Below are 26,215 nucleotides of genomic sequence, written 5' to 3'. Positions count from 1 at the left end.
CGCCGCAGTGACCGCCGCAGTGACAGCCGCGGATCAGGTGCGGCTGAGCTGTCCGCAGCCCTGACGCTTGGTGTCCGGGAGCTTGCTGCGGTCGTACGGGTCCTCGGCGGGGCCGGACGGGGTGGCGGTGTCCATGTTGGCCACGCTGGGGAACTCCGGGTTGATGTACCCGTTGCTGACCCCGCAGGCGCTGTTGCCGATGTCGGGGGTGTAGTTGGTGATCCACAGCTTGCCGGGGGTGTGCTGCCAGTGGGTCGCGTCGGGCACGTCGAAGTCGACGATGCGCCGGATGATGCTGCGGGCCACGTCCCAGTCGTCGGGGGTGTCCGTCAGTGAGGCCTGGACCGCCGCCCCCGAGGCGCTCGGCGACGCGGTCAGCCACGGAGCCGGGTGCGGACCGGGTTGCAGCGGGTACACGAACGTGACGTCGGCATGGATGTTCAGCCCGCCCTGTCCGTCCGACGCGTAGCTCAGCTCACCCTCGACCTTGATCACCGAGCCGATCAGCCGCGCCTGGTCGGGGTTGAAGCGGGTGAACATGTCGGTCGGGTCGTTCTTGGCGGAGGGATGCGCCAGATCGGTGCGGAGCGGGTCCACCAGCTGGGTCTCCAGCGGATCGATCAGGCCCAGGGCGGCACTCGGGTAGCCGCCGCCGACCACGTCCGGGGAGAGGTTGCTGTCGACGAGGAACTCCTTGGCGCGTGCCAGGTACTCCGCGACCGTGCTCGCGCTGTACACCCCGACGGCGTGCGCGCTCGGCACCGTGATCGCTGCCGCGCCGGCCGGCCAGGCGTCCGCCGGGGAGCCGGCGAACGGGTGCTCCAGCGTCGGCGTGGTCGGGTCCGCCGCGGTGGGCGGAGCGGCGGTGGGCAGGGCCGTCTCCGGTGCCTGGGCGGCCTGGACGTTGTCCGCCGCCTGCGCCCCCGGCGCCTTGCCGAGCGCCCAGTCGTGGAGCGCGCGGGCGTTCAGGCTGGCCAGCACCAGCCCGGCGGCGAGCACCATGAAGACCGGCACCTGCCAGCGGCGTCGACGCCTGATCGGCGTGACCGGGGCCCGCCACCCGGTGTCCTGCGGAGGCGTGTGCTTCCACCTGGCCGAGAGCATCCGGGCACGGGCGGACTGCTCCTTGTGCTCGGCCCCCTGGATGAAGTCCTCGTCGAGCTTCAGCCCCTCGAACGGGTCCTTCTCTTGATCGTCTGTCGCTGGCACCGCGCCAGTATGGCGACGGCCAAACCTCCGCGCCGGAGTGATCGGTTAAGAATCTGACAAGATCGTCAGCTCCCGGAGGACTTCCGGCGGGCTCCCGCGACGCTGCTGACCACGCCGACTATGGCGTAGAGGATCGCCGCGTGCCACAGCCCGGTGAGGATGCTGCCCAGGATCCCGGACGAGCTGAAGACGAACTCCGTCACCGCGTTGGTCACCCACAGCGCGCCCGCAGGGGCGAGCGCGGCCTCCCACGGGTGCTCGGCGGCCCAGCGGCGGATCCGGTGGTCCCCACCCCGCTTGGTGAGCGCCGCGCCCGCGCCGCCGACCAGGAAGAAGAGGAACAGGCCGATGCTGGCCGGACCGGCCAGGATGCTCAGCGACCAGTGCAACGTGATCAGATCGACGGCCACGGCTGCACCTGCGCCGACCGCGCCCACGGCAGCCGCGGTCTTCCAGGGACCGCGCGACGCCGAGGCGACAGCAAGCGTGCCGGACTCGCGCCGGCTGACCTCACCACTACTCATATGTCCACGGTGCGCCTCCGACGGCCCGGAAGCCATAGGGGACTTCCCTGAGTTTGCCCCTAGTCAGCCAGGATGACGGCCCGCAGCCAGGATGACGGCGTGGCCGGGATCCGTGCGGCGCGCGGCCTGCCGGGGCTGCACGACAGGCCCGCAGGGAGGCCCTAGCCTTGGGCCCATGCTGTCCCGTCGTGTTCTGCTCGCCGCCGCGCGGAGTCCGCAGGCGCAGCGGGCGGTGGTGGCCGCGCCCGGTGGGCGGGCCGTGGTGGAACGTTTCGTCGCGGGGGAGACCCGCGACGAGGCGGTGGCCGTGACCGACCGGCTGGTGGCGCGTGGCCTGCGGGTCACCTTGGACCACCTCGGCGAGGACACCGTCGACGAGGACCACGCCGCGGCCGTCGCCGCCGAGTACGCGGGCCTGCTGCGCGCCCTGGACGACGCCGGGCTGGCGCGGCGGGCGGAGGTCTCGGTCAAGCTCTCCGCGCTCGGCGCGGGCCTCGGACGCGACGGCGCGGAGCTGGCGCGCGGACACGTCCGGGCGATCTGCGAGGCGGCCCAGGCCGCCGGCACCACGGTCACCCTGGACATGGAGGGCCACACCGCCACCGACCTCACCCTGGAGACCGCCGCCTCGCTGCGCGCCACGTTCCCGTGGCTGGGTGTGGTGCTCCAGACGTACCTGCGCCGGACCGAGTCCGACTGCCGCGACCTCCTGGGCGCGGGCTGCCGCGTGCGGCTGGTCAAGGGCGCGTACGCCGAGCCGGACTCCGTCGCGTACCGGGAGCGGGACGCGGTGGACCGCTCGTACGTGCGCTGCCTGCGGTTGTTGATGGAGGGTCAGGGCTACCCCATGGTGGCGACGCACGACCCCCGGCTGATCGCGATCGCCGGAGCCCTCGCCGTCCGCGCGGGACGCCCGCAGGACGCCTACGAGTTCCAGATGCTCTACGGCGTGCGCGAGGACGAGCAGCGCCGCCTGGCGGGGGCGGGCGAGACCGTCCGGGTCTACCTTCCGTACGGCGTGGACTGGTACGCGTACTTCGTGCGCCGGCTGGCCGAGCGCCCCGCGAACCTGGCGTTCTTCGCCCGCGCGCTGGTGCGGGGCTGACGTCCGGCACCGGGGCACCACGCCGGTGACCGCCACTCGGACGCGTCCGCGAGACGCGGCGGCCGGGTGCCACACTGGCTCCATGACGCAACGAGTCGCCGTCCTCGGTACCGGAAAGATCGGTGAGGCCCTGGTCTCCGGCCTGCTGCGGGCCGGAAAGGCGCCTGCCGACGTCCTCGTCACCGCGCGCCGCCCGGAGCGCGTGGCGGAGCTGCGCGAGCGCTACGGCGTGGAGCCGGTGACCAACGCGGAGGCCGTCAAGCTCGCCGACACCCTGATCCTCACGGTCAAGCCGCAGGACATGGGCGCGCTGCTGGAGGAGCTGGCCCCGGCGCTCCCGGCCGACCGGCTGGTGATCTCCGGCGCGGCGGGCATCCCCACCTCCTGGTTCGAGGAGCGGCTCGCCCCCGGCACGCCCGTGGTCCGCGTCATGACCAACACCCCGGTCCTGGTCGACGAGGCGATGAGCGTCATCTCCCCCGGCTCCCACGCCGGCGAGGAGCACCTGGCCCGCGCCGAGGAGATCTTCAGCCAGGTCGGCAAGACGCTGCGCGTCCCGGAGAACCAGCAGGACGCGGCGACGGCGCTCTCCGGCTCCGGCCCTGCCTACTTCTTCTACCTGGTCGAGGCGATGACCGATGCGGGCATCCTGCTCGGCCTGCCGCGCGCTGTCGCGCACGAGCTGATCGTCCAGGCCGCGGTGGGCGCGTCGGTGATGCTGCGCGACTCCGGCGAGCACCCGGTCAAGCTGCGCGAGGCGGTCACCTCCCCGGCCGGGACGACGATCGCCGCGATCCGCGAGCTGGAGAACCACGGTGTCCGCGCGGCCCTGTTGGGCGCGCTGGAGGCCGCCCGCAACCGCTCCCAGGAGCTGGCCTCCGGCGGGAAGTAGGGCGGGGCCCGGCGGCAAGTAGGGTGGGCCGGGTGCTGCGCTACGACCTGGTGATCTTCGACAACGACGGCGTCCTGGTGGACAGCGAACCGCTCTCCAACCGCCTCCTCGCCGACTACCTGACCGAGCTCGGATTCCCGACCACGATCGAGGACTCCTACCGCGACTTCATGGGCGCGGCGGCGCACACGGTCCACGACGTCATTGCCGAGCGCTACGCGGGGGCGAAGCTCCCCGCCACCTTCGACGAGGACTTCCACGCCCGCGTCTTCGCGTCCTTCCGCGAGCGGTTGACGCCGGTGGCGGGCGCGCCGGAACTGCTGACGTGGGTGCGCGAGCAGGGCATCCGCTACTGCGTGGCCTCCTCCGCGCACCACGAGTGGATCCGCACCGCTCATTCGGTGACCGGCCTGCGCCCGTTCTTCTCCGACGACCTCCTCTTCAGCGCCCAGGACGTCGGCCGCGGCAAGCCCGAACCCGACCTCTTCCTCCACGCCGCGGAACGGATGGGCGTCGCCCCGGCCCGCTGCGTGGTCTTCGAGGACAGCCCCCTCGGTGTCGCGGCAGCACGCGCGGCAGGCATGGACGTCTACGGCTACGCCGCGCTGACGCCGCGGCAGCGGCTGTCGGGGGCGACGGGGTTGATAGACGACCTGGGCCAGGTCCCGGCGCTGCTGTGAGATGGGGCAGCGGGGAAGTTGCACTCACCTCAGGGGCGCGGGGAACCGCGCGCTAAGCCACCCACGCAGGTAGAGCACCGAACGGGCAGGGTCATCCGCACAGGGTGGTTGCTCGCGCCCGCGCGGCGGAGCCGCACATCAGCAGAGCCCCGCGCCCCTGGCTTTGCAACGTCCCTAGTCTTCAACAGTGAACCGCCGCCCCCGGCAGGGGGTTCCGGGGCACTCCTCGATGCGGAACGGCAACGCCAGCCCCACGCTGTTCTCCGCCCGCACCCGCAAACTCGGCTCCAGCGCGTCCGCGCTGTTGCCGACGCAGGCCAGCGGCGTCCCCGCCGCGACGTGCTGGCCACGTCGAGGCAGGACACTGCCCTCGCGGAGGCCGCTGAGGACGATCACGCCGCGGTCGGTGCCGATGCGGACGTGGTTGCCGTCCGGGTGGTTGGCGGACGCCACCTGCGGGGCGTGGTCCGGCAGGCCGTCGACCGCGGCCAGGATCACGCCGTCGACGGGGCAGTGCACCGGATGACCGAAGACCGCGTACCGCTCGTTGGACGCGGGGGCCAGCCCCAGCGCGCGACGGCCGCGCCACTGCGGGCCGTCGCCGAGCTGGACCAGGTCCGCGGCGTAGCGCAGGGCGCGGTCGCCGCCCGGCTGGAGTGAGGCGTCCGCGTGGCGGTTGGTCGCCGGGCCGCCCGCCTCGGTGAAGACGAAGGTGCCGTCGCGCAGCGGCGAGCGGAGCAGCAGCGGATGGGCGGTCGGCGCGCCCGGGACGGGGCGGGCCCGGTGCCGCGTCCAGGCCGTCAGGCCGACCACGCCGACGCAGAGTCCGATCTCCGGCAGCCCCGGCATCCCCCACGGGAGGCCGACGCCGAGGACCCGGGCGAGCGCCAGCAGGGTGACCACGATCGGCGCCGGCGCGAGGAGCCGGAACCACGGGGGCAGCGCGTGGGTGGGCGCGGTCCGCAGGACGTACCAGGCGAACGCGGGGGTCTGCGCCAGGATCAGCAGCCAGCCCGTGCCGGACCCGGTGATCCAAGGGAACGTCAGTTCTGCTGCCGTCGCCCCGGAGTAGGCGAGCACCGTGCGTTGTAGGGACACCGCAGCCGCCGACTTCGCGACCAGAGGTGCCGCCGGTTTCGGGGTCGTCACTACCGCTGGGGGAACGACAGGCGTCGGCGTGTCCGCCACAACCGCTGCCGGGACCGGAGCCACAACCGCCGGCGCCGCGACCGGCGCCGCGACCGGCGCCGGAGGGACCGCCCCCTCCGCCGGGCGGCTGGGCGCGGGGACCGTGGCCGTGGCGTGGCGGGCCGTCAGCGCGCCGGGGCCGGTGACGAAGGAGACCAGGCGGCCGTCCTCGTCCAGGCGGGCCCAGACCAACTCCGAGCCGCCGCCGGTGAAGACGAGCAGGTGCAGGTCACGCCGCCGTCGCACGCCGCGCAGCTCGCCGTGGCGTTCGCGCAGGCCGTCCAGCGTCTCCTGCAGCCGGTGCACCGGCACCCGCCCCAGCAGCCGCTCGCTGATCAGCATCGGCTCGACCTGGGGCGCCCCGAAGAGCGCGACGAGCGCCTGCGAGACCGGATCGGTCCCGCCGGACGCGCGGAGCCGAAGACGCGTACCCATTCCCATGGGCCCACCGTAGGGAACCGGAGCCCGGCAGCACGGGAGCGACGCAGCAGCGGGAACGACGTGGTCCGACGCGGGTTGCCTTTTGCGATCACTTTTCGGACGGGGGTTCCGCTCCCGGCCGCGAGTCCGTACGCTCACGCCAACCTGATCGGATACCGGCCGGTAGTAACCGGTTCCAGCACGGACAGCAGGGACCGCGCGGACAGCGCGGACAGTACGGACAGTACGGCCCAAGCACGACAGCACGACCGAAGCGGACAGGCAACGCACGACAGCCAAGCGTCACAGCCGGCACGCCGGCCAACAGCAGAGGTGCTCCCGGATGACCACAGCAACACCCGAGATCACGCCGAGACTTCGGCAGGCCCGCACCTCCCTGCTGGTCAGCTACGTCGCGCAGGGGACCGTCTTCGCGCTGCTGGTCACCCGCATCCCCGGGATCCAGAAGCAGTACGGCATCAGCGACGGCCTGCTGCCGGTCTTCCTCGCCGCCGTGCCGATCCTGGCCGGAGTCGGCTCCATCTCCATGGAGTACGTCGTCAAGCGGACCTCGCCGCGAGCCGTGCTGCGGGTGGTCCAGCCGATCGTCTGCCTGACCCTGGTCGGCGTCGGACTCGGCGACAGGATGTGGGAGGCCGCGATCGCGCTGGCCGCGTTCGGGCTCTCGGTCGGCGGTCTGGACGCCAGCCAGGCGATGTCGGCGGTGGCCCTGCAGCACCGCTACGGCCGCAGCATCATGCAGACCTTCTACGCCGCTTTCAGCCTCGGCGGCATTTTTGGAGCGTCGCTGGCCTGGGCGCAACTCCACTTCAAGCTCAGCCTGCTGTCCATGTTCGGCGGCGTCGGCATCGTGGTCGCGGCGGTCGTGCTGGTCGTCGGCCGCTGGTACGCGGGCCCGCAGGAGCTCGGCCACGCCGTCGAGGAGGCCGCGGCGGCCGCCGCCCGCTCGATCCCGTGGAAGCCGCTGCTGCCGCTCTGCCTGGCCATGTGCGCCGCTTACATCGGCGACGCGACCGTCTCCAACTGGGCCGCCAAGTACCTCCAGGAGGGCCTGCACAGCTCCGACCAGATGACCACCGTGCCGTACAACGCGTACATGGTCGTCATGCTGGTCGGCCGACTGCTCGGCGACGCCCGGGTGCAGAGCTGGGGCAGTGTCCGGACCGTGCGGCTCGGCGCGGCGGTCTGCGCGGTCGGGTTCCTGCTGGTCTCGCTCTCGCCGACCTCATGGGTGGCCGTCGCCGCGTTCGCCGTCGTCGGACTCGGCATCAGCGTCATCGTGCCGCAGGTCTTCGCGGCGGGCGGGCGGCTCTTCCCGAAGGACTCGGACGCGGCCGTGGCCCGCATCAACATCTTCAACTACGTCGGCTTCCTGGTCGGCGCCCCGCTGGTCGGCGGGCTGGCCGGGGCCATGGGCTACCGGATCGCGATGCTGGTGCCGATGGTGCTCATCCTCGCCGTCTTCCTCGTCAGCAAGTCCTTCGGCGCGAGTGCGGTGACCGCGGCAGATGCGGATGCCGATACCGTGACGGTATGACCCTTACGCGGCTGTACTGGGACGACGCCCTCACCAGGTACGACTTCGGACCGGGCCATCCGATGAACCCGGTCCGGCTTCGGCTGACCTGGGACCTGGTCCGCGCGTTCGGGCTGGACGGGCTGCCCGACGTCGAGGTCCTCGCCGCGCCCTCGGCCGGGGAGTCCACGCTGAACCTGGTCCACGAGCCCGGCTACGTCACCGCCGTCGAGGCGGTCGCCGAGACCGGCATCCCCAACCCGGCGCGCGGCCTCGGCACCGAGGACAACCCCGCCTTTCCGGCCATCCACGAGGCCTCCGCCCTGATCGCGGGTCAGTCGGTCGCGGCGGCCGAGGCGGTGTGGCGCGACGGCGGCCACGCGGTCAACTTCGCGGGCGGCCTGCACCACGCGATGCCCGGCCAGGCGTCCGGCTTCTGCATCTACAACGACGCCGCCCTGGCCATCGCCCGCCTGCTGGAGCTCGGCGCGGAGCGGGTGGTGTACATCGACGTCGACGTCCACCACGGCGACGGCGTCGAGAAGATCTTCTGGAACGACCCGCGCGTCCTCACCATCTCCCTGCACGAGCACCCCCGCACGCTCTTCCCGCAGACCGGCTGGCCGGAGGAGGTCGGCGGTGCGGCGGGTTCGGCGGTCAACGTGGCGCTGCCCGCCGGGACCGGCGACTCGGGCTGGCTCCGGGCGTACCACGCGATCGTGCCGCAGCTGGTCGAGGCGTTCCGCCCGCAGGCGCTGGTCACCCAGCACGGCGCGGACACGCACATCGAGGACCCGCTCGCCCACCTCGCCGTCAGCGTGGACGCGCAGCGGGCGCTGATGGTCGCGGCGGCGGAGCTGGCGTCGGCGCACGCGGACGACCGCTGGATCGCCCTGGGCGGCGGCGGGTACGCGGTCGTCGACGTGGTCCCGCGCAGTTGGACCCACCTGGTCGCGATCGCGGCCGGGCGGCCGATCGACCCCGACGCGGAGACCCCGCAGCCGTGGCGCGAGGAGGTCCGCGCGCTGACGCGCTCCCACGCGCCGGAGCGGATGAGCGACGGCTTCGCCGCGACCTGGAAGGACTTCGACGCCGGGTACGACCCGGCGGACCGGGTGGACCAGGCGATCATCGCTACCCGCAAGGCGGTTTTTCCCCACCACGGGCTGTTGTTGTAACTGGGTAGTGCAACGGCCGACGGAGGCTTTGTGACTGTCAGCCGCGACGACCTCGTCGCTCATCTCCTCAAAACCCGCCTCGCCGGATACGTCGGGACCCTGCGTGAGAACAACCTCCGCAACTACTCGCGCTTCGCGCGGCGAGATCCCGACGTTCTGTTCGGGCTCGATCCGGACACCGCGTGGAGCAAGGACGAGGTGCTCGCGCTGATGGCGCGCCGCTGTGGGGTCAATCCCGACCCCGGGTACCTGCACGGGCCGGACACCATCGATCCGCAGCTGACCGTCGACGCGCTCGACCGCCTCGCGGTCGTGCTGCGGGAGACTGCCGACGCAGGTGGCAGCGTGCTGTTGGGGACCGGGCATCCGTCCCACCTCGCGGCGATGTACGCCGCCTTCGGGCGGGCCTTGCACGCTGCCGGGTGCGACCTGCGTACGCCCGCGCGCGGGCGGAGCTTTGCGATGCACTTCGCCGAGGGCCCGCGCCGGTGTGCCCTTGACTACCGGGAGCGCGTCGGCGTGCTCAGGGTGTATGAAGAGAGCGCGTCAAGTAACCGGCAGGACCTCCGTCCCGCCCTCGGCGACCCCGTCCACACGCACTCGCCGCAGCCGGTGCGGATCGCCCTCGCGGCCCTGGCTGAGGAGGGCGAGAGCCTGCCTGACCTGGTGCTCGGCGACCACGGGTGGGCCTGCGGCGCGGGTCGGCTCGGGCTCCGCGCGGTCGGCTTCGCCGACAGCAACGACCCGGCGGTGTTCGTCGCGGAGGCGGCCGGACTGGTCGCGGTGACGATCCCGCTCGACGACGGTCTGCGATCCGACTGCTACAGACTGCTGACTGCCTACGTACTGCAACTGGCCGGTATGTCTCAGTAATGAGAGGCCGGTTCTCCCCCTTCCCACCCGTACCACCCGCAACTACTCTGGGGATACGCGTGTGCTGGCTGGAGTCACCGGAGGGGAAGCCGGTGCCCGTCACACGGAGAAGGTTCGGTGTTGTCATGGCGTCTGGAGAGCGGCCTCTGAACGAGGTCAACTTCCTCACCGTGGCGGAAGTCGCCTCGGTGATGCGAGTGTCGAAGATGACCGTGTACCGCCTGGTGCACAGCAGTGAGTTGCCCGCGATCCGTGTGGGCCGCTCGTTCCGTGTACCCGAGCAAGCGGTGCACGACTACCTCCGCGACTCCTACGTGGGACGGGAGACCGCGTAGCCGGGTGGTTAGGCACGACTACTGAACGACTACTGAACACAGCACGAGTGAACAGCACGAGTGAACCGTAATCCGGCCCGGCGTCGCGCACGCCGGGCCGGATTACGTTTCACGGGCCGACTTGGGTAGTCTGTTGGCCTACATCAGTCGTTTGGACCCTGTTGCCCGCACTCGCGGGTGTCCAGTGAGTGAGGTTGTCAATGGGTTCCGTCATTAAGAAGCGTCGCAAGCGTATGGCCAAGAAGAAGCACCGCAAGCTTCTCAAGCGCACGCGCGTTCAGCGTCGTAACAAGAAGTAACACCGCTCGGCACTGCCGATGGTGTCCTGCCGCCCGCACCGACGTTAGTGTCTGGTGCGGGCGGTTTTCTGTGTTCCGCCGATCTCTGCACCGAGTGCATCGAGAAGGGCTGTCGTCGTGGGGAACGTCGTGCTCGTCACCGGGGTCGGCCGGCATCTGGGGAGCCGTTTCGCGCGGGTGATCCGGGACCAGCCAGGCGTCGACCACGTCGTCGGGGTCGACGTGCAGCCTTCCCCCGAGGGGGAGCCTGAGGGCCTCGCCCCCTACACCTTCGTCGGCGCGGACATTCGCAGGCCCGTGGTGGCCCGGGTGATAGCGGAGCACGGCGTCACCACCGTGGTGCATCTCAACGTCAGCACCACGACGCTCGGTTCGACCAGCCGTGGCGTGGTCAAGGAGACCAACGTCATCGGCACCATGCAGCTGCTCGCCGCGGTGCAGAAGGCGCCGAGCGTCAAACGGCTGGTGGTGAAGTCGACCACCAGCGTCTACGGCTCCGCGCCGCGCGACCCGGCCGTCTTCCACGAGTTGATGCAGCCCAAGGTGCTGCCCAGCGGCGGCTTCGCCAAGGACGCGGTCGAGGTCGAGGGCTACGTCCGCGGCTTCGGGCGGCGACGACCGGACGTCGCGGTGAGCGTGCTGCGCTTCGCCAACATCATCGGCCCGGACGCGGACACCCCGCTCAGCGAGTACTTCGGACTGCCGGTGCTGCCCACGGTTCTCGGCTTCGACCCGAGACTCCAGTTCATCCACGAGGACGACGCGGTCGAGGTGTTGCGGCTGGCGGCGACGGAGCCGCGGCGCGGCACGACGACCAGCGGCACGTTCAACGTGGCGGGGGAGGGCGTGATGGTGCTCTCCCAGGTCGCGCGGAGGCTGGGCAAGCCGACCGTCCCGATGCTGCTGCAGGCCGTCAGCTGGGTGGCCGGACTCGCCCGGCAGACGCGGTTGTTGGACTTCTCGCCGGAGCAGCTGCGGCTGCTCACCCACGGGCGGGTCGTCGACACCACCATGTTGCGCGAGACCTTCGGCTACACCCCGGCCTACACCACCGAGCAGGCCTTGGCCGACCTGGCCAAGGCCCAGGGGACCGGCCTGCTCGCGCCGGAGCGGATCGCCGACTGGACCGATCGGGCGGCGGAGTTGCTGCCGTCCACCAGCACGAGGAGCGAGGGATGAGCCGGGCCAGGGAACGGGCATGGCGCGAGGAGCGCGAGGCCAAGGTCATCCCGATCCACCAGCGACGCGGCGCACCCGCGGCGCAGCCGCCGGCCGAGGCGGTCGAGTCGGCCGCGCAGGGAGCTGACGTCGCTCCGTCGACGGACGGCGGGATCGCCGACACGGTCGCGCAGGCGGTCGGCGGCGCGCTGGCCGGGCCGCTGGGCGGAGCCATCGGAAAGGTCTTCGGTGACGGCTGGGAGACCCGCGCGGCGAACGGCCTGGGCTTCCTGCGGCGACGCCTCACCGGCGACTACGAGGTCGACGAGTTCGGCTTCGACGCGGAGCTGACCGAGCAGGTGCTGTTGTCGCTGGCGCGACCGCTCGCGGAGAAGTACTTCCGGCTGGAGGTGCGCGGCGCCGAGAACCTCCCTGCGGAGGGCGGCGCGCTGGTCGTGGCCAACCACTCGGGCGTGCTCCCGCTGGACGCGATCGTCACCCAGGTCGCGATCCACGACCACGCGGGACGGCATCTGCGGATGCTCGCGGCGGACCTGGTCTTCGTCCTGCCCGGCGTCAACGAGATCGCCCGCAAGGCGGGTCACACCCTCGCCTGCAACGAGGACGCGCAGCGCCTGCTGGAGAACGGCGAGATCGTCGGCGTCTGGCCGGAGGGCTTCAAGGGCATCGGCAAGCCGTTCGCCGACCGCTACAAGCTGCAGCGGTTCGGCCGGGGCGGTTTCGTCTCGTCGGCGCTGCGGGCCGGCGTCCCGATCGTGCCGTGCTCGATCGTCGGTGCGGAGGAGACCTATCCGATGATCGGCAACGCGAAGACGCTGGCGCGTCTTCTGGGGCTGCCGTACGTGCCGATCACGCCGACCTTCCCGTGGCTGGGCCCGCTGGGCGCGGTGCCGCTGCCGACGAAGTGGGTCATCCAGTTCGGCAAGCCCATCCCGACGGACGCGTACCCGCCGGAGGCGGCGGACGACCCGATGCTGATGTTCAACCTGACGGACCAGGTCCGCGAGACGATCCAGCACACGCTGTACCGGATGCTGGTGCAGCGGCGATCGGTGTTCTTTTAGACAGGGGCGCGGGGAACTGCGCGAGCAACCACCCTGTGTGGATGGCCCTGCTCGCTGAGCGACTCACCACCTGGGGTGGCTTGTCGCGCAGTTCCCCGCGCCCCTAGACGTTTGCAACGTCCCCTTTGCTGAAAGAATCAGCTCCCGCCGGAGAGGCCGATGCCGATGGTGGGGAGGAGGCCCGGGACCAGCGGGGGGACCGTCAGGCCGCTGCCTCCCGTGCCGCCGGTGCCGGTCGACGTGCCGTCGGACTGGCTGCCCGACGGGGACGGCGCCCCGCTGGTCGACGCGGCGGAGCCGCCGTTGCCGAGGACGCCGGTGAGGCCGCCGACGAGGGCGCCCGTGCCGGAGGTCGTCGTACCGCTCGGGGTCGTGGACGGACTCGCGCCCTGCATCGTGCCCGTGCCCGACGTGGTGCCGCCGGAAGGCTGCTGCTGCGGCTGGGACGCGGTGCCGCCGGTCGTGGGCGAGGCCGAGGCGTCACGGGGGGCGGTGGAGGTGGAACCGCTGCCCGACGTGGGCGGCAGCAGCGGGGTGACCTCTGCGTTTATCCCCGAGAGCAGGCTGCGCACCTGCGTGGCCACCGGGTCCAGCTGGCCCGGGAGTCGGGGCTCGATGGTGTTGAGCGCCTGGCTCTGCGTCGTCGCGAAACCGGCCAACTGCCGGAGCGGGGCCAGCGAGTGGCTGCTCCGGTAGATCGCGTTGAGCAGGTCGCGACCGCGCTTGCCCTCGACGTTCATGTCCGTGAGGGCGCGGTGGACGTCCTCGATCGTCTGCGGGCTGAGGGTGTGTCCGCCCGAGCGGCTCATCAGGGCCCGGGCCTCGGTCATGCGGGTGGACGCCTCGTCCAGCAGCAGCCTGCCGCGTTGCGCGTCGGAGCCCGCGAGGTTGAGCCGCCAGTCCTCCAGGCCGCGCTTCATGCCGTAGAGCATGTCTCCCGGCAGCGCGTTGGAGCTGGCGACCGCGACCCCGCCCAGGGTGCCCAGCGCCATCATGGACGCCAGGCCGCCTACGGCGAGACGCCGACCCCAGCGGCCGGGCGGCCAGGCCACCGCGGGCCCGCGCATCGCGCGGTGCGAACCGCGCCGACTCCGCTGCTCGGGAACGACGGCCCCGCCCCCACCGGCGAAGGCCCGCTCGAACTCGGCCACCAGCAGGGCACGTTGGGTGAGCCGTACCTCGGGGTCGAGGGTGGGCCCGGGAACGGTGGCCAACGAGGCCACCGTGGCGATCAGATGGTCGTACTGACCATCGCCGTCGGGATTCTCCTCGTCGAACCGGGCCTCGCGAGCGTCCACGGCGTCGGCGAAGGCTCTCGCCCGGCGGAATTCCAGCACGTTGGCTGTCATGGGCAGCACCTCCTCTCGGCGTTGTCGACTACTCGGCCGACCGGTTGGTTGCTCCATAACGCCACGGACCACCCGTTCGAGTGAAGCTGACCCCCGGTTCGGGTCTTGCATCCTGCGCAACGAGTGGGGAAGTGCGTGGTTACGCGACCTGCCGGGATCAGCGTGCGTCGCTCGGCAGCAGTCGAGCGAGGGTACGCACAGCACGGTACTGGAGGGTCTTGATCGCACCCTCGTTCTTGCCCATGATCCGGGCGGTCTCGGCCACCGAGAGGCCCTGCAGGAAACGGAGCGTCACACACTCCTGCTGCTGCGGGTTGAGCCGTCGGACGGCCTCCAGCAGCGCCGCGTTGGAGAGCGACTCCAGCACGGAGTCCTCCGGGCTGGGCTCGACCTGGTTGGAGTCGAGCATCTCGCCGGTGGTGACCTCCAGCCGGAACCGGCTGGACTTGAAGTGGTCGGCGACCAGGTTCCGCGCGATGGTGACCAGCCAGGCGCCGAAGTCCCGGCCCTGCCAGGTGAACGTTCCGATCCGGCGCAGCGCGCGCAGGAAGGTCTCGCTGGTGAGGTCCTCGGCCGTGGCCCGGCCGCCGACCCGGTAGTAGATGTACCGGTAGACCGTGTCCGAGTAGTGGTCGTAGAGCTGCCCGAAGGCCTCGCCGTCGCCGTCCTGGGCGCGCTCGACCAGCGCCATCATCGGATTGCCGGCAGAGCTCTCCCAGCCGGTCGAGGCGGTGCTCGTGCCGTTGCCGCTGCCCGCGCCGCCGCCGTTCGTGCTGTCGGAGCCGTTCGCCCCGCCGCTCGTGCCGCTGCCCGCGCCGGAGCCGCCGGCGGCCCCGCGGGTACGGGTCGACGACGTCCGGGTGCGCAGGACGACGGGCGCCGGGGGTGCGGCGATCGGGACTGCTCCGCTGCCGGCCGCGAGCGCGTACGCAGGGGAGTACGCAGGCATCGGGTGCAGCTGTTCCTGATGGAGCAGACTGCGCAGCAGGGTCAGGCCGTCGTCGTTCCGGACGTGTGGGTACACGGGACTCCCAGGGCAGGACTGTGACGTGCAGGGGGTGGGGACCGCTGGACGAGGATAACGCTTCGTGCAACAACAGCTACACCCAGTTGCCAAATTCACCGCTTCAGTCACTTCTGTTGCCGCCCGGTGGCAGAATGTGACCGACTATGCCCCGGTCAGTTGGCGGGCTCGGGCGCGGAGTTGACCCTCATCGGCCGTGTGCTGACTGCAATCCGGAGTGTTCGACGGCGCGTTCCCGGGCGCGCACGCCGGAAACTCCGAGCAACTGCGCGAGCAGTGACCGATCAGAAGCGATCATTCGGTGAAGGCCCCGTCATCCGGGGAGAAGCAGGCCGTGACGGCCTGTGACATGGTTGCTGAGCGTGTTTCAGCGGTGCCGGTTGCGGTAGATGGCCACGGCCGCCGCCGTGCCGCCCGCGGCGGCGCCGAGCCCGGCCGCGGCCGGGATGCCGACCTTGGCGGCCTTGCGCCCGGTGCGGAAGTCGCGCACCCGCCAGCCGTTGCGCCGGGCGTGGCGGCGCAGTTCGGCGTCCGGGTTGATCACGTACGGGTAGCCGACCAGCGAGAGCATCGGGATGTCGTTGGCCGAGTCGCTGTACGCGGCGCAGCGCGACAGCTCCAGGCCCTCGCGTGCGGCGAGCGACTTGACCGCCTCCGCCTTGGCCGGCCCGTGCAGCGGCTCGCCGACCAGGCGGCCGGTGTAGACGCCGTCCAGGGTCTCTGCGACGGTGCCGAGCGCGCCGGTCATGCCGAGGCGGGCGGCGATGACCCGCGCCGCCTCCTGCGGTGCGGCCGTCACCAGCCAGACCCGCTGGCCCGCCTCCAGGTGCATCTGCACCAGGGCGCGGGTGCCGGGCCAGATCTTCTCGGCCATGTACTCGTCGAAGACGTCCTCGCAGATCGCCTCCAGGTCGGCGGCGCGATGGCCCTGCACGATCGAGAGCGCGCTCTCCTTGGCGTCCGCCATGTGCCCGGCGTTCTCCGCGCCGTGCAGCCGGAAGTACGCCTGCTGCCAGGCGAAGCGGGCCAGTTCGCGGGAGCTGAAGAACTTGCGCTTGTAGAGGCCTCGGCCCAGGTAGAAGATGGCCGCGCCCTGCATGATCGTGTTGTCGCAGTCGAAGAAGGCGCCCGCGTGCGGATCGACCGACGGCTCGTCGGTCTCCTCCGAGTACCGCTCGTGCAGGTCCCGGTCCTTCGCGGCGGCGTCCGCGGACGCTTCGCCCGCGAGTCGCGTGGAGCCGTTCCGCTCCTGGGTGTTCCGCTGCCTGGCCATGCGGCGAGCATAGCCAGACGGAGCCCCGAACCTCGTATCCGCAGCGTGGAGACGCCGTTAACTCTGCGTGGTCCAGAATGTCGGTATGGCTCCTCTTCTTCCGCGCCGCAGCACGAAGCAACCCGCCGACCACGTGGTGACGCTGATCGGCAAGCCCGACTGCCACCTCTGCGAGGATGCGGAGGCGGTGATCGACGCGCTGGCCACGGAGTTGGGCTTCGCGGTGGAGAAGCTGAGCATCAACGACGACAAGGAGCTGTTCCGCAGGTACTGGGAGCAGATTCCGGTGACGCTCGTCGACGGCAAGCAGCACGACTTCTGGAAGGTCGACCCCAAGCGGCTGCGCACGGCCCTTGGCGCGTAGCGCCCCTTGAGCGGGTTGCAACTTGGTCTCAGGCTGGAAGGTTTGTTCGGTTTGTCGGGTTGTAAAGCGTAAGCCGCCGCCGTTGGTGCGCTTACCATCGAGGGGTTTTGTGACGCGGGGGGCAGGACTGAGAAGGAGCCCCACGTGCCGTCGCCGCAGTTGCCGACCTCCCGGGGGCTCGCCGTCGTGGACGTCGAGGCGAGCGGGCGGAGCCCCTGGCGGCATCGGGTCGTGGAGATCGGCGTGGTCCTGCTCGACTACCCCCTGCTCCGCGTCGAGGCGGAGTTCAGCACCCTCATCGACCCCGGCGGACCGGTCGGTCCCACTGCCGTGCACCGGATCGTGCAGGAGCAGGTCGTCGGGGCGCCCGTCTTCCGGGAGATCGCACCGCATCTGGCGGACCTGCTGCGCGGGCGCGTGCTCGTCGGGCACCACGTCCGGTGCGACCACGGCTTCCTGGCACGCGAGTTCGCCCGGATCGGCGTCCAACTGCCGGAGCTGCCGACGCTCTGCACGATGGCGCTGGCCGAGCGGGCGCTCGGTGACGCGGTGGCCGAGCACGGCCGAGGCCTCGCGGCCTGTGCCGCCGCGCTCGGGCTGCCGGAGTTCGACGCGCACACCGCTCTCGGCGACGCCCGCGCCACCGCCGCGCTGCTGCGCAGGCTGCTCGCCACCCCGACCGGCAACGCCGAGCCGATGCGTGCGCTGGTCGACGCGGCCCAGGCCGCGGCATGGCCGAAACTGCACCACCGGGCCGCGCCGCTCCACACGCAGAATCGTTCCCTCGCACCCGCGCCGACCGGCCTTCGCAGCACCGCCCGCAGTGCCTCCCGTACCGCCGCTCGCGCCGCCGTCAGCGGTCGGCGCTCCGCGTACGGCGTACCGTGCGCCGTACCGTACGGCGTCCCAGCTGTTCCTTCCGTGGTCATGGGGGAAATGGCGTGATGCGCATCACTCCTGGTGGACAAAACGGACACCATCTTTGTGCACGCGTTCACAAACGCATAGCCTGGCAGGCGCAGTCGAAGCCCAGCTTCACCAACAGGAGCACCGTGGCAACTGGCCGAACCACCCAGAACAACCCGAACCCCGCCGGCGGCGGCGCTCGTCGCAGCCGTGGTCGGGGCATCCCCGACGCGACGGTCGCCAGGCTGCCGCTGTACCTCCGCGCGCTCACCGCACTGTCCGAGCGCTCGGTGCCGACCGTCTCCTCCGAGGAGCTCGCCGCGGCGGCCGGGGTCAACTCCGCGAAGCTGCGCAAGGACTTCTCCTACCTCGGCTCCTACGGGACCCGCGGCGTCGGCTACGACGTGGAGTACCTCGTCTACCAGATCTCCCGCGAGCTCGGTCTGACCCAGGACTGGCCCGTGGTCATCGTCGGCATCGGAAACCTCGGCCACGCCCTCGCCAACTACGGCGGCTTCGCCTCCCGTGGCTTCCGCGTCGCCGCGCTCCTCGACGCCGACGCGGCGCTCACCGGCCAGTCGGTCGCGGGGCTGCCGGTCCGGCACACCGACGAGCTGGAGGAGATCATCCGCTCCGAGCGGGTCTCCATCGGCGTGATCACCACGCCGCCCGGCGCGGCGCAGCAGGTCTGCGACCGCCTGGTCGCGGCCGGGGTGACCAGCATCCTGAACTTCGCGCCCACCGTGCTGTCCGTGCCGGACGGGGTGGACGTGCGCAAGGTCGACCTCTCCATCGAGCTGCAGATCCTCGCCTTCCACGAGCAGCGCAAGGCGGGCGACGACCTGCCCGAGGACGACGGCCCGGCAGCGCCGTACGAGCGCGACGGGCGTGACGAACGCAACGCGCGCAACGAACGTGACGAGCGCGACGCCCGGGACGAGGCCGAAGAAGCACCTTCCGCCTCCCCCGCCGCAGTAGTCTCGCGGCCGGGACACGTCGGCCGTGCCGGTCGCGTGGACCGCACGGACCGCAGGGACCGCGACGACGCAGCGCCGCAGAAGTTCGAGGAGGCAGCCGGATGAGTCTGCTTGTCGTGGGCCTGAGCCACCGCAGCGCACCGGTCCAGCTGTTGGAGCGCGCCGCGCTGACCGACCACCAGCCCTCCCGCCTGCTGCACGCCGCCGCCGCGGTCGCGCCGGTCGGCGAGGCCGCGCTGGTCAACACCTGCAACCGGATCGAGCTCTACGCGGACGTGGACAAGTTCCACGCCGGTGTCGAGAACCTCTCCACCCTGCTGGCCGAGCACTCCGGCGTCGGCCTCGAGGAGCTGACCCCGCACCTCTACGTGCACTACGAGGACCGGGCCGTCCACCACCTCTTCTCGGTGGCGTGCGGGCTGGACTCGATGGTCGTCGGCGAGGGCCAGATCCTGGGCCAGCTGCGCGACGCGCTGAACACCGCGCAGGACCAGCACACCGCCGGGCGCTCGCTCAACGAGCTGTTCCAGCAGGCGCTGCGGGTCGGCAAGCGCGCCCACAGCGAGACCGCGATCGACAAGGCCGGCCAGACCCTGGTCACCTTCGGCCTGCAGCAGCTCGCCGAGGTCTGCGGCCCCGCCGAGGGCAAGCGGGCGCTGGTCGTCGGCGCCGGGTCGATGAGCTCGCTGGCCGCGGCCACCCTCGTCCGCGAGGGAGTCGGCGAACTGGTCGTGGCCAACCGGACCTTGGCCAAGGCCGAGCGCCTCGCCGCGCAACTGGGCGGCACGGCCGTGCCGTTCGGCGAGGTCGGGGCCGCGCTGGCTGAGGCCGACCTGGTCATCTCCTGTACCGGGGCGGCCGGGATCGTGCTCACCGCCGAGATGGTCGAGGCCGCCGCCGAGAAGCGCAGCGCCTTCGCCCTGCCGCTCGCCCTGCTCGACCTGGCCATGCCGCGCGACGTCGACGCCGCCGTGCAGGCGCTGCCCGGCGTCCACCTGGTCGACATCGAGTCGCTGGCCACCGCGGCCCAGCACACCAGCTCCGGCGCGCTCGACCTGGACGCGGTCCGCCGGATCGTGACCGACGAGGTCGAGGCCTTCGGCGCCGCGCAGCGGGCCGCGGCGATCACACCGACCGTGGTGGCGCTCCGGGCGATGGCCAGCGAGCTGGTCAACGCCGAGCTGGAGCGGCTCGACGGCCGCCTCCCCGGGCTGGACGAGCGCACCCGCGCCGAGCTCCAGCAGACCGTCCGCCGCGTGGTGGACAAGCTGCTGCACCAGCCGACCGTTCGCGTCAAGCAGCTCGCGGGCGAGCCCGGCGGTGCCTCCTACGCGGAGGCGCTGCGCGAGCTGTTCGACCTTGATCCCATGGCCGTTGAGGCCGTCAGTACCACCAGGATGATCTCATGACGGGTCAGACGAGCATGACACCACCCCCCGCGCACGGTGCCGCGGCCGAGCTCCCCCCGCTCCGGCTCGGCACCCGGCGCAGCGCTCTGGCGATGGCGCAGTCCGGCATGATCGCCGACGCCGTCAGCCGACTGACCGGCCGTCAGGTCGAGCTGGTCGAGATCACCACCTTCGGCGACGTCTCCCGCGAGGCGCTCGCGCAGATCGGCGGGACCGGCGTCTTCGTCTCCGCGCTGCGCGACGCGCTGCTGGCCGGGACGATCGACTTCGCCGTCCACTCGCTCAAGGACCTCCCCACCGCCGCGCCCGAGGGCCTGGTGCTGGCCGCCGTCCCGCTCCGCGAGGACCCGCGCGACGCGCTGGTCGCCCGCGACGGGCTGACGCTCCCGGAGCTGCTGGAGAAGGGCGCGCACACGCGCCCGGCCCGGATAGGCACCGGCTCTCCGCGTCGCATGGCCCAACTCAACGCGTACGCCCGGTCGCAGGGCCTGCCCGTGGAGACGGTCGCGATCCGCGGCAACGTCGACACCCGGATTGGCTACGTCCGCTCCGGCGAGCTCGACGGCGTGCTGCTGGCCGCCGCCGGCCTCAACCGCCTCGGCCGCCTCGGCGAGGCCACCCAGATCCTCGACGCCGAGCTGATGCTCCCGGCCCCCGGCCAGGGCGCGCTCGCCGTCGAATGCGCCGCCGGCAACACCGAGTTGGCGCAAGCCCTGTCGGGTCTCGACGACGCGCCCACCCGCGCCGCCGTCACCGCCGAACGCGCCCTGCTGGCCGCCCTGGAGGCGGGCTGCTCCGCGCCGGTCGGCGCGCTGGCCCTGCCTCGCCGGGTCGAGTCCGACGAGATTGAACTGCGTGCCCTCGTCGGCACGGTCGACGGTGCCACCGTCGTGCAGATGTCCGCCACCGGCCACGACGCCGCGGACGAGCTGGGACGCGGCCTCGCCGCGCGCATGCTCGCCGCCGGTGCGGCCGGTCTGATGGGGGAGCGAGCCAAGTGAGCCCCACGAGTCCAGACACGCCGCGCCGTCCCGTCGGCCAGGTCACCTTCCTGGGCGCGGGCCCGGGTGACCCCGGCCTGCTGACGCTGCGTGCCGTCGAGGTGCTGACCTCCGCCGACGTGCTGGTGGCCGACCCGATGACCGCCGACGCGGTGCGGGCCTACTGCCCCGAGACCGTCGAGGTGCACCACGCGGCCGACCCGTCCGACGCCTTCGTCCTGGACGAGGGCGGCGTGCTGGGCAGCGACGGCGGCGAGTCCGTCTCGCGCTTCTTCGGCGCGGTCCGCAGCGGCAAGCACGTGGTCCGCACCGTCGACGGCGACCCCGGCCTGGACGGCCGCGCCGCCGAGGAGATGCTGGCCTGCGCCCAGGCGCACGTCCCGTTCCAGGTCGTGCCCGGCGTCGCCCAGTCCGTGGGTGTGCCCGCCTACGCCGGCGTCCCGCTGCGCGCGGGCATGCAGGGCGCGGACGTCCGCTTCGTCGACGCCGGCCACATGCTGCCGGAGGCGGTCTGGAGCGACCTCGGCTCGTGCGAGTCGACGCTGGTCGTGCGCACCCTGCTGGGCTCGATCCCGAGCGCAGCACAGACCCTGGTCGCCCACGGCCGGAAGCCCGACACCCGGGTCTCCGTCACGCTGGAGGGCACCACGACCCGTCAGCGCACCTACTGCGGCACGCTGGGCACGATCGCGGCCGAGCTGAAGTCGGCCAAGGTGCTGCCCTCGCCGGTCTCCGCGCCGGTCGACCCCGCGAGCAACGTCATAGTCGTGATAGGCGAGCAGGTCGAGCACCGGGCCGAGCTGTCCTGGTTCGAGACCAAGCCGCTCTTCGGCTGGAACGTCCTCGTCCCGCGCACCAAGGACCAGGCGGGCGCGCTCAGCGACCAGCTGCGGACCTACGGCGCGGTGCCGAGCGAGGTCCCGACCATCGCGGTGGAGCCGCCGCGCACTCCGCAGCAGATGGAGCGCGCGATCAAGGGCCTGGTCACCGGCCGCTACGAGTGGATCGCCTTCACCTCGGTGAACGCGGTCAAGGCGGTGCGCGAGAAGTTCGAGGAGTACGGGCTGGACGCCCGTGCCTTCGCGGGCATCAAGGTCGCCGCCGTCGGCGAGACCACGGCCCAGGCGCTGATCGACTTCGGCGTCAAGCCGGACCTGTGCCCCAGCGGCGAGCAGAGCGCCGCCGGCCTGCTGGACGACTGGCCGCCGTACGACCCGGTCTTCGACCCGATCGACCGCGTCCTGCTGCCGCGCGCGGACATCGCGACGGAGACGCTGGTCGCGGGCCTGGTCGAGCTGGGCTGGGAGGTCGACGACGTCACGGCCTACCGCACGGTCCGGGCTGCGCCCCCGCCGGCGGAGACCCGCGAGGCGATCAAGGGCGGCGGCTTCGACGCGGTCATCTTCACCTCGTCCTCGACGGTCCGGAACCTGGTCGGCATCGCGGGCAAGCCGCACAACGTCACCGTGATCGCGTGCATCGGCCCCGCGACGGCGAAGACGGCGGAGGAGCACGGGCTCCGCGTCGACGTGCTGGCCCCCGCGCCGTCCGTCCACGCCCTCGCGGAGGCGCTCGCCGAGTTCGGCGCGGCCCGGCGCGACGCGGCGACGGAGGCGGGCGAGCCGGTCTACCGCCCGTCCGAGCGACGCCCCGGCTCCCGCCGGAAGGCGCGCTGAGTCGGAGTACTGTCGCTAGTGCCTGAGGTTGCAACGCCTAGGGGCGCGGGGCTCTGCTGATATGCGGCTCCGCCGCGTGGGCGCGAGAGACCACCGATGAGCGGATGGCCCTGCGCGTTCGGTGGTCTACCTGCGTGGGTGGCTCGTCGCGCAGTTCCTCGCGCCCCTAGGTGTTGCAACTTACTGATCTTGCAGAGGAGTTCGCAGCACATGGGTATCGAGAGTCCGTACATCCGCCCCCGGCGGCTGCGTGCCACCCCCGCTGTTCGGCGGCTCGTCGCCGAGACGCGGCTGCACCCCGCGGAGCTGATCCTGCCGATGTTCGTGCGGGAGGGGATCAGCGAGCCGGTGCCCGTCGCCTCGATGCCGGGAGTCGTCCAGCACACCCGCGACACCCTGCGGAAGGCCGCCGTCGAGGCCGCAGCCGCGGGCATCGGCGGCATCATGCTGTTCGGCGTGCCGGAGGTGCAGGACGCCGTCGGTTCTGAGGGCACCAACCCCGACGGGATCCTGCAGCAGGCGATCCGTGACGTCGTCGCCGAGGTCGGGGACCAGGTCGTCGTCATGTCCGACCTCTGCCTGGACGAGTACACCGACCACGGCCACTGCGGCGTCCTCGCCGCGGACGGCAGCGTCGACAACGACGCGACCCTGGAGCGCTACGCGGAGATGGCCCGGGTGCAGGCCGACGCGGGCGTCCACATGGTCGGTCCTTCCGGGATGATGGACGGTCAGGTCGCGGTGGTCCGTGAGGCGTTGGACGAGGCCGGGCACCAGGACGTGTCCATCCTCGCCTACACCGCCAAGTACGCCTCGGCGTTCTTCGGTCCGTTCCGCGAGGCGGTCGGCTCGTCGCTCAAGGGCGACCGCAAGAGCTACCAGCAGGACCCCGCCAACGCCCGCGAGGCGCTGCGCGAGCTGGAGTTGGACATCGCCGAGGGCGCGGACCTGGTGATGGTCAAGCCGGCCATGGCCTACCTGGACGTGCTGCGCGAGATCGCCGACCACAGCCCGGTGCCGGTCGCGGCCTACCAGGTCTCCGGCGAGTACGCGATGGTCGAGGCTGCCGCCGCGAACGGCTGGATCGACCGCGACCGCATGATCATGGAGACGCTGACCTCGATCCGCCGCGCGGGCGCGGAGCAGATCCTGACGTACTGGGCCGTCGAGGCCGCCCAGCACCTCCGCGACAGCTGAACCCCGCACAACCGAACACCGCACAACGCGACCGCGGCCCCGGGAGTCGGAAGACTCCCGGGGCCGCGGCCGTCAAAACTGGAGGGACAGGATCGGCGGTGATCAGCCGATCAGGTGCGACGCGGCGGCGTCGCCGTCGGTCTGCGTCGGCTGGCCGACGTTGCAGATCTGGTGCTCCTGCTGGTTGAGGACCGGCACGTCGGCCTGGACGGGGATGAGGCCGACCTGGACGTGGTGGATCTCGGGCAGGCAGATGTTCGGGTTGTCCAGGAAGTGGTAGTTCGGGCTGTCGTTGCCCCACGTCCCGGTGATGTTGGTGCCGCCGGCGCCCTGGGAGGAGACGGCCGAGCCGTCCGAGTCACCGATGGCGGAGGCGGGGGTGGCCGTGGCAGCCAGCGCGGCGGCGGCGAGGCCGGTGTAGGCGAGAGCCTTCTTCAGCATGGGGTCTTTCTCGTTTCTGTACTCGGTGGTGCCTGGTTGAGCTCGACAGAGTTCGACAGAGCTCGGTGGAGCCGTGGTGCTCGGTCAGCCGATGAGGTGGCTCAGCGGCGCGTCGCCGAAGGTCTGCGTGGTCTGGCCGACGTTGCAGATCTGGTGGCCCTGCTGGTTGAGGACCGGCACGTCGACCTGGACCGGGATGAGGCCGACCTGGACGTGGTGGACCTCGGGCAGGCAGATGTTCGCGTTGTCGGCCGCGTGGTAGTTGGGGCTGCCGTTGCCCCAGGTGCCGGTCACGTCGGTGCCACCGGCACCCTGGGTCGACATCGCCATGCCGTCGCTGTCGCCGATGGCGAAGGACGGGGCGGCGGTGACGGCGAGCGCGGCGGCGGCCAGGCCGGCGGCGGCCAGGGACTTCTTGATCACGGGATTGCTCCTGGTGGGTTGGGGGTGCGCCGCGGCACCGGAGTCAGTAACCGGTCACTGCGGGGCGGAACTGGAACGCGAGGGGATGGCTCAGCCGATCAGGTGCGACAGGGGGGCGTCGCCGTCGGTCTGCGTGGCCTGGCCGATGTTGCAGATCTGGTGCAGCTGCTGGTTGCCGACCGGGACATCGGCCTGGACCGGGATGAGGCCGACCTGGACGTGGTGGATCTCCGGCAGGCAGATGTTCGGGTTGTCCAGGAAGTGGTAGTTGGGGCTGTCGTCGCCCCAGGTGCCGGTGACGTTGGTGCCACCGGGACCCTGCACCGAGCTGGCCATGCCGTCCGAGTTGCCGAGGGCCATCGCAGGGGTAACGGACGCCGCGATCGCAGCGGCGGCGAAACCGACACCGGCAAGGGACTTCTTGAGCATTGCTGCGCGCCTTTCTGAGCACCTATCGATTCATCGAGCTGGCACACAAATCAACGAAACCTGAAGCGGCTGGTTGCGCCTCCGAACGGGCGAATCCCTCCTGGTCACCAAGAGGACCGGGGTAACTCGATAGGCGGAACCGGGATCGCGCCGGAGCGAATGCGCATCCGCGTAATGGGCCGGACGGGTGGTTTCGGCAGCGGCCTTGCGACGCCGGGCTGTTGAATCGACCTCATCCCATGCCTCGAACCGGGCCCGCTTCCGCCGGTCATCGGAAATCCGTCCAGCAACCCGTCCGGGCAAGAATGTTCGGACAGGAATGAGTGTCACGATGAACAAGTCCCTCCGCGGTACGGCCGTCGCCCTCGCGGCGTGCGCGGCGCCGGTCCTGGCCGCGGTGAACGCCACCGGCGCGCAGGCGGCGGCGCAGCTGACGCCCCAGCAGCAGGAGGCGCTGGAGCAGTCCGCCGCGCGGATGCAGGTGCCCTTCGCCGTCCCGCTGGGCACGGTGGTACAGCATGTGACGGGCGATCACTCGGACACCGGCGTCGAGGGCACCCTCCCGGCGCTGCCGCTGCAGCCGCCGACGATGGCCGCCAACCACAACCAGCTGATCCCCGACCCGCTGGTTCCGCAGCTGAACTCCGCGCCGCAGACGCCGTCCCTCGACGCCACCGCGCCGATGCCGTCCCTGGACGGCACGGTCCACGACGGCGGCGCGACCCTGGCGCTGCCGGCCGCCCCGACGAAGGCGCTGGGCGCCGCGCTGGGCCTCGGCCACCCGGTCACTTACCAGGGCCGCGCCATCCCGTCCGCGCTGGACGCGCCGTCGCGCGTGGAGGCCGCGCAGGCCGAGCAGCAGAGTGCGCTGCCGCAGTTGCCCCAGGTCGACCTCTCCCGGCTGCAGCCGGCGATCACCGAGCCGAGCCTCTCCAGCGCGCCCGGCGGCCAGCTGTCGCTGGACCAGCGCACGCCCGACGCGAACGTCGTCAAGCCGGTCCAGGACATCGTCGCCGACGCCCAGGGCACCCTGAACCGCGCGCGCTTCTAGCCTTCCGGCACCTGGGGACGTTGCAAACGTCCAGGGGCGCGGGGCTCTGCTGATCTGCGGCTCCGCCGCGTGGGCGCGAGCAGGTGGGCGCTTTGCTGCCGCAGGTAGTTGCAAATGTCAGGGGCGCGGGGAACTGCGCGACAAGCCACCGTGTGTGGTGTGTCGCTGAACGAGCAGGGCCATCCCGACAGGGTGGTTGCTCGCGCAGTTCC

At 71.7% G+C, this 26,215-nt stretch carries 27 protein-coding genes; 18 read left to right on the top strand and 9 right to left on the bottom strand.

All coding sequences use genetic code 11. The features are described from left to right. Window positions 1-33: 33 nt before the first annotated feature. Together I2501_RS36355 and I2501_RS36350 are read right to left on the bottom strand one after the other, a co-directional pair. On the bottom strand, window positions 34-1,209 hold the full coding sequence (locus tag I2501_RS36355; RefSeq protein WP_196198349.1) for an SCO2583/SCO2584 N-terminal domain-containing protein: 1,176 nt from the start codon (window positions 1,207-1,209) through the stop codon (window positions 34-36). A gap of 65 nt (window positions 1,210-1,274) precedes the next feature. Next, entirely contained in the window at window positions 1,275-1,733 is a 459-nt protein-coding gene (locus I2501_RS36350) for a hypothetical protein (protein WP_196198348.1), read from the bottom strand. A gap of 175 nt (window positions 1,734-1,908) precedes the next feature. Here I2501_RS36350 and I2501_RS36345 point away from each other — a divergent pair, with 175 nt between their 5' ends. The 3 genes from I2501_RS36345 to I2501_RS36335 all read left to right on the top strand — a co-directional run bounded on the left by I2501_RS36345 (window position 1,909) and on the right by I2501_RS36335 (window position 4,410). Beyond that, window positions 1,909-2,838, top strand: coding sequence for a proline dehydrogenase family protein (locus I2501_RS36345; RefSeq protein WP_215910277.1), 930 nt, complete (start codon window positions 1,909-1,911; stop codon window positions 2,836-2,838). A gap of 82 nt (window positions 2,839-2,920) precedes the next feature. Then, window positions 2,921-3,730 carry a pyrroline-5-carboxylate reductase gene (proC, locus tag I2501_RS36340; protein ID WP_196198347.1) on the top strand — a complete coding sequence of 270 codons (810 nt, stop codon included), beginning with the start codon at window positions 2,921-2,923 and terminating at the stop codon, window positions 3,728-3,730. Between the two features lie 35 nt (window positions 3,731-3,765). Continuing rightward, the gene (locus I2501_RS36335; RefSeq protein WP_196198407.1) at window positions 3,766-4,410 is read left to right on the top strand and encodes an HAD family hydrolase; all 645 of its coding nucleotides are present in this window, start codon (window positions 3,766-3,768) and stop codon (window positions 4,408-4,410) included. A gap of 174 nt (window positions 4,411-4,584) precedes the next feature. On the opposite strand, the gene I2501_RS36330 is transcribed toward I2501_RS36335, so the two are convergent. Then, window positions 4,585-6,039: a hypothetical protein gene (locus I2501_RS36330; RefSeq protein WP_196198346.1), complete on the bottom strand. Its 1,455-nt coding sequence runs from the start codon at window positions 6,037-6,039 to the stop codon at window positions 4,585-4,587. Between the two features lie 322 nt (window positions 6,040-6,361). Here I2501_RS36330 and I2501_RS36325 point away from each other — a divergent pair, with 322 nt between their 5' ends. The 7 genes from I2501_RS36325 (at window position 6,362) to I2501_RS36295 (ending at window position 12,483) form a co-directional block, all read left to right on the top strand. Further along, entirely contained in the window at window positions 6,362-7,576 is a 1,215-nt protein-coding gene (locus tag I2501_RS36325) for an MFS transporter (RefSeq protein WP_196198345.1), read from the top strand. Further along, complete coding sequence (locus I2501_RS36320) at window positions 7,573-8,733, top strand: acetoin utilization protein AcuC (protein ID WP_196198344.1); 1,161 nt, start codon at window positions 7,573-7,575, stop codon at window positions 8,731-8,733. The genes I2501_RS36325 and I2501_RS36320 overlap by 4 nt, the downstream gene beginning before the upstream one ends. A gap of 30 nt (window positions 8,734-8,763) precedes the next feature. Further along, a complete protein-coding gene (locus I2501_RS36315; protein ID WP_196198343.1) occupies window positions 8,764-9,606 on the top strand; it encodes a phosphatase in 843 nt (280 codons plus the stop codon). A 125-nt stretch (window positions 9,607-9,731) separates the two neighbouring features. Next, on the top strand, window positions 9,732-9,941 hold the full coding sequence (locus I2501_RS36310) for a helix-turn-helix domain-containing protein (RefSeq protein ID WP_037602249.1): 210 nt from the start codon (window positions 9,732-9,734) through the stop codon (window positions 9,939-9,941). Window positions 9,942-10,141: 200 nt separating this feature from the next. Beyond that, a complete protein-coding gene (locus I2501_RS36305) occupies window positions 10,142-10,240 on the top strand; it encodes a 30S ribosomal protein bS22 (RefSeq protein ID WP_003948845.1) in 99 nt (32 codons plus the stop codon). Between the two features lie 117 nt (window positions 10,241-10,357). Beyond that, window positions 10,358-11,419 carry an NAD-dependent epimerase/dehydratase family protein gene (locus tag I2501_RS36300; protein ID WP_196198342.1) on the top strand — a complete coding sequence of 354 codons (1,062 nt, stop codon included), beginning with the start codon at window positions 10,358-10,360 and terminating at the stop codon, window positions 11,417-11,419. Continuing rightward, window positions 11,416-12,483: a lysophospholipid acyltransferase family protein gene (locus I2501_RS36295; protein ID WP_196198341.1), complete on the top strand. Its 1,068-nt coding sequence runs from the start codon at window positions 11,416-11,418 to the stop codon at window positions 12,481-12,483. The genes I2501_RS36300 and I2501_RS36295 overlap by 4 nt, the downstream gene beginning before the upstream one ends. A gap of 137 nt (window positions 12,484-12,620) precedes the next feature. Here I2501_RS36295 and I2501_RS36290 read toward each other — a convergent pair whose 3' ends face one another. The 3 genes from I2501_RS36290 to I2501_RS36280 all read right to left on the bottom strand — a co-directional run bounded on the left by I2501_RS36290 (window position 12,621) and on the right by I2501_RS36280 (window position 16,129). Next, a complete protein-coding gene (locus tag I2501_RS36290) occupies window positions 12,621-13,832 on the bottom strand; it encodes a DUF5667 domain-containing protein (RefSeq protein ID WP_196198340.1) in 1,212 nt (403 codons plus the stop codon). A 157-nt stretch (window positions 13,833-13,989) separates the two neighbouring features. After that, entirely contained in the window at window positions 13,990-14,856 is an 867-nt protein-coding gene (locus I2501_RS36285) for an ECF subfamily RNA polymerase sigma factor, BldN family (RefSeq protein ID WP_196198339.1), read from the bottom strand. A 367-nt stretch (window positions 14,857-15,223) separates the two neighbouring features. Next, window positions 15,224-16,129 (bottom strand): HAD family hydrolase, encoded by a 906-nt coding sequence (locus I2501_RS36280; protein ID WP_196198338.1) that lies wholly within the window; start codon window positions 16,127-16,129, stop codon window positions 15,224-15,226. 85 nt (window positions 16,130-16,214) lie between these two features. On the opposite strand from I2501_RS36280, the gene I2501_RS36275 reads away from it, so the two are divergent. From I2501_RS36275 to hemB, 7 genes are all read left to right on the top strand, one after another. Beyond that, window positions 16,215-16,493: a glutaredoxin family protein gene (locus tag I2501_RS36275; protein WP_196198337.1), complete on the top strand. Its 279-nt coding sequence runs from the start codon at window positions 16,215-16,217 to the stop codon at window positions 16,491-16,493. Between the two features lie 144 nt (window positions 16,494-16,637). Further along, window positions 16,638-17,438: a 3'-5' exonuclease gene (locus tag I2501_RS36270; RefSeq protein ID WP_196198336.1), complete on the top strand. Its 801-nt coding sequence runs from the start codon at window positions 16,638-16,640 to the stop codon at window positions 17,436-17,438. A gap of 107 nt (window positions 17,439-17,545) precedes the next feature. Continuing rightward, entirely contained in the window at window positions 17,546-18,481 is a 936-nt protein-coding gene (locus I2501_RS36265; protein WP_328806855.1) for a redox-sensing transcriptional repressor Rex, read from the top strand. Continuing rightward, complete coding sequence (locus I2501_RS36260) at window positions 18,478-19,785, top strand: glutamyl-tRNA reductase (protein ID WP_196198335.1); 1,308 nt, start codon at window positions 18,478-18,480, stop codon at window positions 19,783-19,785. Before I2501_RS36265 ends, I2501_RS36260 begins: the two co-directional genes overlap by 4 nt. A gap of 14 nt (window positions 19,786-19,799) precedes the next feature. Next, on the top strand, window positions 19,800-20,786 hold the full coding sequence (hemC, locus tag I2501_RS36255; RefSeq protein ID WP_196198406.1) for a hydroxymethylbilane synthase: 987 nt from the start codon (window positions 19,800-19,802) through the stop codon (window positions 20,784-20,786). Continuing rightward, entirely contained in the window at window positions 20,783-22,462 is a 1,680-nt protein-coding gene (locus I2501_RS36250; RefSeq protein ID WP_196198334.1) for a bifunctional uroporphyrinogen-III C-methyltransferase/uroporphyrinogen-III synthase, read from the top strand. Before hemC ends, I2501_RS36250 begins: the two co-directional genes overlap by 4 nt. A 210-nt stretch (window positions 22,463-22,672) precedes the next feature. Then, window positions 22,673-23,659, top strand: a complete 987-nt coding sequence (gene hemB / locus I2501_RS36245; RefSeq protein ID WP_196198333.1) for a porphobilinogen synthase — start codon at window positions 22,673-22,675, stop codon at window positions 23,657-23,659. A gap of 102 nt (window positions 23,660-23,761) precedes the next feature. On the opposite strand, the gene I2501_RS36240 is transcribed toward hemB, so the two are convergent. From I2501_RS36240 to I2501_RS36230, 3 genes are all read right to left on the bottom strand, one after another. Further along, the gene (locus tag I2501_RS36240; protein ID WP_196198332.1) at window positions 23,762-24,100 is read right to left on the bottom strand and encodes a rodlet layer protein; all 339 of its coding nucleotides are present in this window, start codon (window positions 24,098-24,100) and stop codon (window positions 23,762-23,764) included. A gap of 84 nt (window positions 24,101-24,184) precedes the next feature. Continuing rightward, complete coding sequence (locus I2501_RS36235) at window positions 24,185-24,523, bottom strand: rodlet layer protein (RefSeq protein WP_196198331.1); 339 nt, start codon at window positions 24,521-24,523, stop codon at window positions 24,185-24,187. A gap of 90 nt (window positions 24,524-24,613) precedes the next feature. Continuing rightward, window positions 24,614-24,952 carry a rodlet layer protein gene (locus I2501_RS36230; RefSeq protein WP_196198330.1) on the bottom strand — a complete coding sequence of 113 codons (339 nt, stop codon included), beginning with the start codon at window positions 24,950-24,952 and terminating at the stop codon, window positions 24,614-24,616. Between the two features lie 331 nt (window positions 24,953-25,283). Between I2501_RS36230 and I2501_RS36225 the strand changes: the two genes are divergently transcribed. Continuing rightward, a complete protein-coding gene (locus I2501_RS36225) occupies window positions 25,284-26,003 on the top strand; it encodes a hypothetical protein (protein ID WP_196198329.1) in 720 nt (239 codons plus the stop codon). The last annotated feature ends 212 nt before the right edge of the window (window positions 26,004-26,215 follow it).

Origin of the sequence: Streptacidiphilus fuscans, from assembly GCF_015690355.1 — a bacterium.
GTDB classification, from domain to species: Bacteria; Actinomycetota; Actinomycetes; order Streptomycetales; family Streptomycetaceae; genus Streptacidiphilus; species Streptacidiphilus fuscans.
Note: the sequence above shows the minus strand (reverse complement) of the source record. Positions and strands in the feature narration are given on the sequence as shown.